Consider the following 10,250-nt stretch of genomic DNA (forward strand, 5'->3'; position numbering starts at 1 on the left):
ACGGCAATCTTGCCGTGCTTCATGTCCTCTCTGCCTTTACGCGTGCTGTCGGTCATCCCGCCGATGACGCAGCTCAATACTCCGTATCCGTCCACCGCCTACCTGACCGGTTTCTTGCGGTCGCGCGACGTGACCTCGTTCCAGGAAGACCTGGCGCTGGCCCTGGTGCTGCGCCTGCTGTCGGCCGACGGCCTGCGCGCCGTGGCGGAACGCGTCGCCGCCTTGCCGGCGGACAAGCACAGTCCCGCGGTCCAGTCCTTTGTGGCACAGCAGGCGCGCTACCTGGCGACCATCGGGCCCGTGATCGCCTTCCTGCAGGGCCGCGATTCGACGCTGGCGCACCGCATCGTCGGCCGCCATTTCCTGCCCGAGGGGCCACGCTTCAGCTCGCTGGACGTGTATCTGGACGAAGAGGGCGGCGATCCGCTGGGCTGGGCCTTCGGCGCCCTGGGCCTGCATGACCGCGCCAAGCACCTGGCGACGCTGTACCTGAACGATCTGGCCGACGTGCTGCGGGATGCGGTGGATCCGCGTTTCGAGTTCGTGCGCTACGCCGAATCGCTGGCGGGCAGCCAGCCCACGTTCGACCCGCTGGCCCAGGCGCTGGCGGCGCCGCCCACGCTGGTGGATGACATGCTGCGCAGCCTGACTTCGGAAGCGCTGGCCCGCCACGCGCCCACCGTGGTGCTCTTGTCCGTGCCGTTCCCCGGCGCGGTCTACGCCGCCTTCCGCATCGCCCAGACCATCAAGGCACATGATCCCAGCATCGTCACCGTGCTGGGCGGCGGCTTCGTCAACACCGAACTGCGCGAACTGAAGGACCCGCGGGTCTTCGACTATTTCGACTACGTGTCCCTGGACGCGGGCGAACGTCCCTTGCTGTCGCTGCTGGAACACTTGCAGGGCAAGCGTTCGCGCCAGCGCCTGGTGCGCACCTTCCTGCGCGACGCGGACACGGGCGCGGTGCGCTACGTGAACATGGTTGAACCCGACATCGCCTTCGCCGAAGTGGGCACGCCCACCTGGGATGGCCTGCCGCTGGACCGCTACCTGTCGCTGCTGGACATGCTGAACCCCATGAACCGGCTGTGGAGCGACGGCCGCTGGAACAAGCTGACCGTGGCGCATGGCTGCTACTGGAAGAAATGCAGCTTCTGCGACGTCAGCCTGGACTACATCGGCCGCTACGAAGGCGCGTCCGCCGCGGTGCTGGCCGACCGCATCGAGGCCATCGTGCGCGAAACCGGGCAGACCGGTTTCCACTTCGTCGACGAAGCCGCGCCGCCCAAGTCGCTCAAGGCATTGGCGACCGAGCTGATCGCGCGCAACACCGGCATCTCGTGGTGGGGCAATATCCGTTTCGAGAAGACCTTCAGCCCCGAGCTCTGCGAACTGCTGGCCGACAGCGGCTGCATCGCCGTGTCGGGCGGCCTGGAGGTCGCCTCGGACCGCCTGCTGAACCTGATGAAGAAGGGCGTTTCGGTCGACCAGGTGGCGCGGGTCACGCGCGCCTTCACGGACGCCGGCATCCTGGTGCATGCCTACCTGATGTACGGCTTTCCCACGCAGACCGTGCAGGACACCGTGGACGCGCTGGAGTACGTGCGGCAGCTGTTCGACAACGGCTGCATCCAGAGCGGCTTTTTCCACCGGTTCGCCTGTACGGTGCATTCGCCGGTGGGGAAGAACCCCGAGGAATACGGCGTGACGCTGCGGCCCTTGCCGCCGGTGACGTTCGCCAAAAACGACGTGGGCTTCCACGACCCCACGGGCGTGGACCACGACGCGCTGGGCAAGGCACTGAAGAAAGCCATCTACAACTACATGCATGGCATCGGGCTGGACGAGGACGTGCGCAGCTGGTTCCCGTTCCATGTGCCCAAGACCACCGTGTCGAAGCACCGGATCAGCCGGGCCTTGAGCCAGCGGGGGTAGGGCGCGGGCTGCGCGCCCGCCGCGCTAGCGCAGCAACACGTCCTCGTAGAACGCGCCCATCGGCCGCTCTGCATCCCGCACCTGGATCTCCAGCACCCAGATGCCGTCGGCGGGCACGAAGTCCGCCTGCGCCAGCAAATGCTTGCCGTACAGCGCATGCGGGAAATCCGATACCCGGTGCCCGGGAATCTCGCGCACCAGTTCGCAGCCGTGTTCGCGCGCATATTCCGAGGCACGGTCGTATAGCGCGGCGCCCGTCAGGCCTTCCAGCCACGCCAGCCGGGCGCGCCGGAAGACCTCGCGCGCGGCCTCGGCGCAGCGCTGGCGGTCTGCATCCGCGCCCAGCACGAAAGTGTCGCCGTAGTCGCCCTCGTGGCCGTCCCACACCGGGCCGATGTCCAGCACGAAGATGTCGTGCTCCTGCAGCTTGCGGTCGTAGTCGGTGCGCTGGACAGGCGGCGATTGCGTGTCGGGGCCGAAGCGCACATAGGTCGGGTGCCAGTTGTTGGACGCGCCCACCCGGCGCAGATGATCGTCCGCCACGGCGATGGCCTCGCGCGTGGTCATGCCGGGCCGCATCAGCGCGGCGATTTCTTCCACCGCCTGCATGGAGCGCCGGCGCGCGTCCAGGATACCGGCCAGCGTGTAGCGCGGACTGATGCGCTCCCAGGGATGCGCTTCGCGCTGCGCAGGGATGCCAACCGCGCCGCCCGCTGCCGGATGGAAGGCTTCTGCCAGGTAGCGGTCCGCGGGCAGGCCGGCCGCAAGCAGCTGCGCACGCGCCGCGCTCACCATCGCCGGGTTGCCGCAGGCGTAGACCAGGCTGCGCGGCCAGTCATGCCCCGCCGCGACGGCGGCGTCCTGCACATGGCGGCGGGGCTGGCCGTCAGCGTTGTCGGCCTGGGACAGCACCGCATGCCACTGGAATCCGTCGCCCTTGCCCTGCAAGGCGTCCAGCATCTGGCCGGCGTAACAGTCGTCCGGCGTGCGTCCGCCCCAGTACAAGGTCACCGTCTTCAGCGCGCGGCTTTCCAGCGCGGCCATGAGGATGGGGGCCACGCCCGCATAGCCCGTGCCGGTGGCCAGCAGCACCAGGTGGTCTATGCCTGCAGGCATTTGCGCGGGCCAGGTGCAGCCGCCTTGCGCGCCATCCAGGGTCAGGGTGTCGCCGGGATTGAGGCAGGGCAGGATGCCGTCGGTGAAGGCGCCGCCAGGCATGCGACGGATATGGAACTCCAGCCGGACCGGCCCCGCCGCACCGGGCGCGTTCGCGATCGAGAAGTTGCGGCGGGCGCCGCCCTCCAGGAGCAGCTGAGCATGCTGGCCGGCCAGGTAACCGTAGTCGTCCCCGTCCTGCAGTTCGATGATGAGTTGGGTGACGTCCGGCGCCAGCGGCAGGCGCGACGCCACGCGGGCGCGGCGCGGCGGCATGGGCTGTTCGGGGGCGCGCCAGTGCGGGAAGCGCAGCGTCAGGTCGCTGGCCGCGCGGCATTGGCACATCAGCAGTTCGTCGCTGGCGGCCTGGTAGCCGCCGTCCGCGGGCGGGGCGATGCGCTCGTAGCGGCCGTCCACGACCACGGCGCGGCACGAGCCGCAGGCCCCGCGCTGACAGGAGAAGGGCACTGGCACGCCCTGGGCCAGCGCCGCCTCCAGGATCGAGGTCGAGCCGTCCGTGACGAAGGGGCCGGTCTCCAGGGTGATGGTATGGCAGGGCGGGGTGGCGTTCATGGCGGGTTCCTGGAAATTTGCCCCATGGGGGACTCAGGTGGCCAATCTACCGATAGAATGGCTACATGAAATAGAGCCATTTCAAGCAATATGAACAAGCCACTTGTAGCGGGGCAGCCGGTTGCGAAGCGCCAGGAGGCCAGCCTGGACCTGCCGATGGACGCTGCGCGGCCAGGAGAATCCAAGCAGGCCTGGGTCTATCGCGAGATTCGGGAACGCATCTTGAAGGGGGCGTTGCCGTCCGCCGCGCGCCTGCCGTCCACGCGCAGCCTGGCCGCGCGCTGGCACATCGCGCGCTCCACGGTCGAAGCCGCCTACGACCAATTGCGCAGCGAAGGCTATACCGCGGGCACGGTCGGCTCGGGCACCTATGTGGCGGCGGTGATTCCGGACAACTTCTTCCGGGCAGGGCTACCGGGCGAGGGCGCGGCAGGGTCCCCGGCGCGAGAGCCGGCGCCTGTATCGCAAGCGGGCGCGGCGCAACGTGTGGCAAGCGCCAGCGCGCCGCCGCCCGCGCCGCAAATGGCCGCAATCTTCGCGCCGGCGCAGCCCAACTCCCAGTTCTTCTCCCGCAGCGCCGACGCCGCGCTCTTTCCCATGGAACGCTGGCGCAAGGGGCTCATGGCCAGCGCGCGCCGGGTGACGCCGGCCCAGCTCGCCAATGACGAGCCGCAAGGCTGGCGCGCGCTGCGCGAGCAGATCGCGCGCTACCTGGGCGCGGCTCGCGGCATCAGCTGCGAGCCGGACCAGGTCATCATCCTGAGCGGCATCCGCGACGGCCTGGACCTCTGCGGCCAGCTCCTGCTGCAGCCGCAGGACAAGGTGCTGATCGAGGATCCCGGCTACCTGAATGCCGAGCCCATCTTCGGCCAATACACGCGGCACATCGTCCCCCTGGCCATAGACGCCGAAGGCTTTCCAGTTGCGCAGGCCCGGCGCCAGCGCGGCGTGAAGCTCGCGCACGTCACGCCCGCCCACCAGTCGCCCACTGGCATCACCATGCCTGTGTCGCGCCGCCTGGAACTGCTGGACTGGGCCGCGCAGGCCGGCTGCTGGATCGTCGAGGACGACTACGACAGCGAGTTCAGCTACGATGGCGCGCCGCTGGCCGCCCTGAAAAGCCTGGACACGGCCGATCGTGTCATCCACTGCGGCAGCTTCAACAAGACGCTCTTCAACGCCTTGCGCATCGGCTATGCGGTGGTGCCCAAGGAACTGGCGCCCGCTTTCGTGCAGGCGCGCCGCCGGGCAGGGCGCGTGCCCAGCATCATCGAACAGATGACGCTCGCGGCGTTCCTGCAGGACGGCAGCTTCGCCCGCCATGTGCGCAAGGCCCGCGGCGCGTACGCGCGCCGCCGCGACGCCGCGCTGAGCGCCCTGCGGCAGGCGGTGGGCGCTGATGCGTTGCGCGTCAGTGGCGAGCATGCGGGCTTTCACCTGCTTTGGTGGCTGCCGCCGGACTGGGACCTGGCGCGGGCCGTGGCGGCGGCGCGCGCCGCAGGCGTGGGCATGCAGCCGGTCGCGGACTTCTGCCGCAAAGTGGACCTGCCGCCTGGCGTGGTGCTGGGCTATAGCGCGGTGGATGAGGATGCCCTGCTGAAGCTGGGGACGCTGCTGGCGCAGGCGGCGCCGGGCCTGGGCCCACAGCAGGATCCCGCCTTGCTGCGGCGCCTGCTGCGCGCCAGGGACCGCATGGATGCAGCCTCGCAGGAAGCCTGGCCGGTGGAGCGCCTGGCCGAAGTCAGCGGCATCTCCAAGGCCCATTTCGCGCATTCGTTCAAGCGCGCCTTCGGCCTGCCGCCGCACCGCTACCTGCTGACGCGGCGCATCGAGCAAAGCGTGGCCCTGTTGCGGGACACGGATCAGAGCGTCACGCAAATCGCCTACGCCACGGGCTGGGAAAGCCTGGGCACCTATAGCCGCATCTTCCGCGACATCACGGGGCTGAGCCCCAGCGCCATGCGCGCGCAGGCGCGTGCCGGGATGCAGCCCCTGGACCGCGTGCCTGCCTGCGTGGTGAAAGCCGCACAGCGCCCCGATCTCAACATCGCTGTTTTGGAGAAGCGCCGCCGCGAGGCCAACGGTAAATTTCCGCCATCAACCAAGGAGGTCTCATGAACCCAGGCATCAATGTGGCGGGCGTGTACGTGGACGATCAGGACGCGGCGTTGGCGTTCTACGTGGACAAGCTCGGATTTCGCGTCCATACGGACGTGCGCAATGGACCGTACCGGTGGCTGACGGTCCAGCATCCGGATCAGCCCTCGTTCCAGCTCGGCCTGTTCGCGCCCGGCCCGCCCATCCACGACGAGGTTACCGCGCAGACTTTGCGCGCCATGGTGGCGAAGGGGGCCATGCCGCCCCTGGTCCTGCATGTGGCCGACTGCCGCGCAGAGCATGCCCGGCTGCAGGCCCTGGGCGTCGAATTCACGCAGGAACCCATCGAACGCTACGGCAGCGTGGACGCGGGCTTCCGCGATCCGGCGGGCAATGGCTGGAAAATGATCCAGGCGCCGCGCGGCGCGGGATGACAGCTGGCCTCGGGCGCGGGCGGCGCGGTCAGTAGGTGATCCGCACCGAGGCCGCGCTGCGTTCGGCGCGCGCGCGGGTGACGGCTTCGATATTGTTGCCGTCCGGGTCCAGCACAAACGCGGCGTAGTAGCCGGGATGATAGGCCGCGCGCTCGCCCGGCGGGCCGTTATCCCGGCCGCCGTGCGCCATCGCCGCCTTGTAGAACGCATCCACCATGGCCTGGTCTTCCGCCTGGAAGGCCAGGTGTATGCGGCCGGTCAGTTCGCCTTGCACCTCGGCGCTGCCGGGCGCGGAGATGAACAACTCGTCCGCCCAGAAGTTGTTTTCGTCGGAGCCGCCGATGGGAATCCGCAAGGCATTGAAGACTGCCGTGTAGAACGCCTTGCTGGCGGGCAGGTCGCGCACGACCAGCCCGATGTGATCGATCAAGCGGCCCTTGTGTCGTTCTTTCTGCGCCATGCATCGCTCCTGGCTATCGAGGTGGGGGGACAATCAGCGGTGTCAGACTACGCTTGCCCGCGCCCGGTTTCAAGCCGCCGCGCAGCCGCTTGGAGCGCGCGGCCAGGTCCGCTCAATCCTTGCCCGCCATGGCCCGCATGGGCTGGCAGGTCAGTTCCTTTTCTTCCTCGCCGAAATCCGCCATGTCCTTGCGCGCCTTGGTGTAGGCGCGCAGATATTCGGCATCGAACACCAGCGACGACACGCCGGACTCGCGCGTGGCGGATTGCTGCCGTTTCTTCAGGATCTCCAGCAGTTCGGGAGTCAGCACCTGGCAATACTCCATGATCGCGTGGATCTGGGCCAAGGAGGTGGCGCGCTCCAGGTTCTGTTGCGCCGAGACGGTTGCCGCGGACAGCGACAGGACGGCGGCGGCAGTCCAGGAGGCCGGCTTGAGCAGGGAATGAGGCATTGCGGGGTACTTCCGTTCATATGGCTGGAGCCCGCATTTAACACGATCTTCCGCGGCCCGGACTTCGATGCCCTGGGAAAGGGGGCTGTCGGTCTACAATTCCCCCCGCTCCATCCGGGGCCCAGGCTGTCTGTACGTGTAGTGTCGATAAAGGTCTACCCATGCGTCTGAACCAGTGCCAGAACTTCCACGACTTTCGCCGCATGGCCCGCCAGCGGCTGCCGGGCCCCATCTTCAATTACATCGACGGCGCCGCCGACGATGAAACCACCTACCGCCGCAATACCGCCGCTTTCGAATCCTGCGACCTGCTGCCCGACGTGCTGCGCGGCGTGGCCGACGTGGACATGTCGGTGACCGTCATGGGCCAGAAGCTGGCGCTGCCGGTCTATTGCTCGCCCACCGCCTTGCAGCGCCTGTTCCATCACGACGGCGAACGCGCCGTCGCGGCGGCCGCGGGCAAGTTCGGCACCATGTTCGGCGTGTCCTCGCTGGGCACCGTCAGCCTCGAGGAAGCCCGCAAGATCAGCGGCGGCCCCCAGGTCTACCAGTTCTACTTCCACAAGGACCGCGGCCTGAACCGCGAAATGATGGCGCGCGCCAAAGAGGCCGGCGTGCAGGTCATGATGCTGACCGTGGACAGCATCACCGGCGGCAACCGCGAGCGCGACAAGCGCACGGGCTTCGCCATTCCGTTCAGGCTCAACCTGGCCGGCATCGCACAGTTCGCCATCAAGCCGGCCTGGGCGCTCAACTATCTCGCGCACGAACGCTTCCGGCTGCCGCAGCTGGACACCCACGTCGACATGGGCGGCGGCGCCATGTCCATCAGCCGCTATTTCACCGACATGCTGGACCCGGCCATGACCTGGGACGACGTCGCCGCCATGGTGCGGGAATGGGGCGGACAGTTCTGCCTGAAGGGCGTGATGTCGGTGGAAGACGCCAGGCGCGCGGCCGACATCGGTTGCACCGGCATCGTGCTGTCCAACCACGGCGGCCGCCAATTGGACGGCTCGCGCAGCGCCTTCGACCAGCTCGCCGAGATCGTCGACGCGGTCGGCGACCGCATCGACGTGATGATGGACGGCGGCGTGCAGCGCGGCACCCACGTGCTCAAGGCGTTGGCGCTGGGCGCCAAGGCAGTGGGCCTGGGCCGCTACTATTTGTTCCCGCTGGCGGCCGCGGGCCGGCCTGGCGTGGAGCGTGCGCTGGAACTGATGCGGGTCGAGATCGAGCGCGCCATGAAGCTGATGGGATGCAGGACTGTCGGCGACTTGCAGCGGCGGCACTTGCGGTTCCGCTGATCGATCGACAGGTCCGCGGATCGGGCCGGGTGCGCCCGATCCGCGTCGCTGCGCTTCAGAAGGCTATCTTCACGCCGAGCTTGCCGTTGAAGTTCTGGCCATCGCCCCTCAGGCTGATCTCCGAGCCCACGCTGCCGTAGATGGAGACATTGCGCTTGACGCCCACGTCCGCGCCCAGGTTCAACTGCACGGACATTCCCTTCATGTCGGCCCGGAAAGGCACATAGCCGTTCTGCGAGGAGAACTCGGTGGTCGGGTTGGTCAGGAATTCATTGACGAGGCTGGCGCGCAGCCAGGTCGTGGCGACCCGCTTGCCTTGCGGTCCGGGATCCAGCTCCACCGTGCGCGCCAGGCGCACGCCCACGCGGCCCCTCAGGCTGTCGACGTCGTTGAAGCGGATCTTGGCGGCGCCGTCGTTGGCGTCGTTGAGATTGACGTTCTGGAAGACGAGCTGCGCCTGCGGTTCGATGACCCATTCGTCGTTCAGGCGGAACGGATAGCCGCCCTCCAGCGAGGTCGCGAAGCCGAAGCCGCGCGTGTCCAGGTTGTAGCCCGCGGGCGAGCGGCCATTGTCCACGTCGTAGCGCGTGCCCTGGATCACGGCGTCGACATACCAGCCTTCCTTGCCGATATGCGTCCAATAGCCGCCCAGCGTCACGCCATTCATGGCCGCTTGTCCGGCCGAGCGGCCGTCGAGGTGGTCGACGTCGGCCGTGGCGCGGCCGAAGGCGACGTAGGCGCCTGCGTGGTCCATGCTGCCGTTGGCGTTGGCACGGCGATAAAGGTCCACGCCGGATTGCAGGCCATAGATCTTGTAGTCGTAGTCCGGGCCCCGGGATCCCAGGATCCCCGAGTTGCTGCCGTTGCGTTCGCCGGTCACGCCGATGACGCGGCCCCACACTCGGGAATCGCTGCCGGCCGGGGTTGAGGGCAGGGCGTAGCGCGCCTCGCCGATGCGTTCATGCAGCGAGTCCAGGAAGGTCGAGCCGTAGCGCAAGGCCAGCTCCGGCGTCGCCACGGCGGTGGAGACTTCGGGCCGGTAGTTGGGGGGCGCGGGAGGAACGGGCGTGGGCGGGTTGGGCGGCACGGGCGGGGTCGGCGGAACGGGGGGCTCCGGGTCCTTGCAGGCGGGATTGCTGGGCGCGGCGGCGCAGTCCACCGTCGAACGCAGGTACCAGTTCTGCTGGCCGCTGCCGTCCACGCCGGAGCGTTGCAGCGTATAGGCATAGGGGCCCGCGGCGACGTAGCCGCCGGCATTGCCGAGCGAGAACGCGCTGGCGCCGGTGGTGCCGCCATTGACGGCATCGATCAGCAGGATGCCGTTGCCAGTGGTCACGGCGCCGGCGCCGCCGGCATTGCTGACGATCAACGAAGACGAGCCGGAGGCCGCGCCGCCATTGATCACCAGCCGGTCCGACGGCGAGCCGTCGCCGCCGAGCAAGGTGTTCATCGCGATCAGGCCGCCCTGGCCGACGTAGTTCGGCGTCGTCAGCGTGGTGCCGGGCGCGGTGCCGGTGCCCATGTTGATGAGTCCGGCATTGGTCACGCCGGCCGCGGCCTGGCTGTAGCCGTTCAGATCGAGAGTGCCTGCCGCTGCCACGTTCACGGCCGAGTTCGGACTGAGCGTGGACGCCGCGCCCGCGCGCAGCACGCCATTGTTGACGTTGGTGGGGCCGCCATAGCTGTTCTGCGCGGTCAGGATCGTGGCGCCGGAACCGTTCTGATTGACCGTGCCGCTGCCCGAGATCAGGCCCGCGAACGTCACGGTATCGGAGCGGTTGAAGGTCAAGGCGCCGTTGTTCGCCACGTCGCCCAGGATGGCGCCCGAGGCGCCGCCA

8 protein-coding genes are annotated in these 10,250 nt (G+C 68.5%); 4 read left to right on the top strand and 4 right to left on the bottom strand.

All coding sequences use genetic code 11. The features are described 5' to 3' along the window. Positions 1-21 precede the first annotated feature (21 nt). Positions 22-1,935: a B12-binding domain-containing radical SAM protein gene (locus tag BRO63_RS19240; protein WP_179215149.1), complete on the top strand. Its 1,914-nt coding sequence runs from the start codon at positions 22-24 to the stop codon at positions 1,933-1,935. Between the two features lie 24 nt (positions 1,936-1,959). On the opposite strand, the gene BRO63_RS19245 is transcribed toward BRO63_RS19240, so the two are convergent. After that, entirely contained in the window at positions 1,960-3,663 is a 1,704-nt protein-coding gene (locus BRO63_RS19245) for an NAD(P)H dependent flavin oxidoreductase family protein (protein ID WP_088141323.1), read from the bottom strand. 90 nt (positions 3,664-3,753) lie between these two features. On the opposite strand from BRO63_RS19245, the gene pdxR reads away from it, so the two are divergent. Next, complete coding sequence (pdxR, locus tag BRO63_RS19250; RefSeq protein WP_088141324.1) at positions 3,754-5,781, top strand: MocR-like pyridoxine biosynthesis transcription factor PdxR; 2,028 nt, start codon at positions 3,754-3,756, stop codon at positions 5,779-5,781. After that, positions 5,778-6,194 (top strand): VOC family protein, encoded by a 417-nt coding sequence (locus tag BRO63_RS19255; protein WP_088141325.1) that lies wholly within the window; start codon positions 5,778-5,780, stop codon positions 6,192-6,194. The genes pdxR and BRO63_RS19255 overlap by 4 nt, the downstream gene beginning before the upstream one ends. A 28-nt stretch (positions 6,195-6,222) precedes the next feature. On the opposite strand, the gene BRO63_RS19260 is transcribed toward BRO63_RS19255, so the two are convergent. Then, a complete protein-coding gene (locus BRO63_RS19260) occupies positions 6,223-6,654 on the bottom strand; it encodes a VOC family protein (protein WP_088141326.1) in 432 nt (143 codons plus the stop codon). A gap of 112 nt (positions 6,655-6,766) precedes the next feature. Next, on the bottom strand, positions 6,767-7,105 hold the full coding sequence (locus tag BRO63_RS19265; protein ID WP_088141327.1) for a hypothetical protein: 339 nt from the start codon (positions 7,103-7,105) through the stop codon (positions 6,767-6,769). 161 nt (positions 7,106-7,266) lie between these two features. Here BRO63_RS19265 and BRO63_RS19270 point away from each other — a divergent pair, with 161 nt between their 5' ends. Then, positions 7,267-8,412 carry an alpha-hydroxy acid oxidase gene (locus tag BRO63_RS19270; protein WP_088141328.1) on the top strand — a complete coding sequence of 382 codons (1,146 nt, stop codon included), beginning with the start codon at positions 7,267-7,269 and terminating at the stop codon, positions 8,410-8,412. A gap of 55 nt (positions 8,413-8,467) precedes the next feature. Here BRO63_RS19270 and BRO63_RS19275 read toward each other — a convergent pair. Then, positions 8,468-10,250, bottom strand: a 1,783-nt coding sequence (locus BRO63_RS19275; protein ID WP_143219488.1) for an autotransporter family protein, incomplete at its 5' end; no start/stop codon positions are given.

It is taken from the genome of Achromobacter xylosoxidans (assembly GCF_002192695.1).
GTDB classification, from domain to species: domain Bacteria; phylum Pseudomonadota; class Gammaproteobacteria; order Burkholderiales; family Burkholderiaceae_B; genus Achromobacter; species Achromobacter xylosoxidans_C.

Coding starts and splice junctions, on each gene's coding strand:
- BRO63_RS19240 (WP_179215149.1), top strand. CDS start 22: ATGTCCTCTCTGCCTTTACGCGTGCTGTCGGTCATCCCGCCGATGACG.
- BRO63_RS19245 (WP_088141323.1), bottom strand. CDS start 3,663: ATGAACGCCACCCCGCCCTGCCATACCATCACCCTGGAGACCGGCCCC.
- pdxR (WP_088141324.1), top strand. CDS start 3,754: ATGAACAAGCCACTTGTAGCGGGGCAGCCGGTTGCGAAGCGCCAGGAG.
- BRO63_RS19255 (WP_088141325.1), top strand. CDS start 5,778: ATGAACCCAGGCATCAATGTGGCGGGCGTGTACGTGGACGATCAGGAC.
- BRO63_RS19260 (WP_088141326.1), bottom strand. CDS start 6,654: ATGGCGCAGAAAGAACGACACAAGGGCCGCTTGATCGATCACATCGGG.
- BRO63_RS19265 (WP_088141327.1), bottom strand. CDS start 7,105: ATGCCTCATTCCCTGCTCAAGCCGGCCTCCTGGACTGCCGCCGCCGTC.
- BRO63_RS19270 (WP_088141328.1), top strand. CDS start 7,267: ATGCGTCTGAACCAGTGCCAGAACTTCCACGACTTTCGCCGCATGGCC.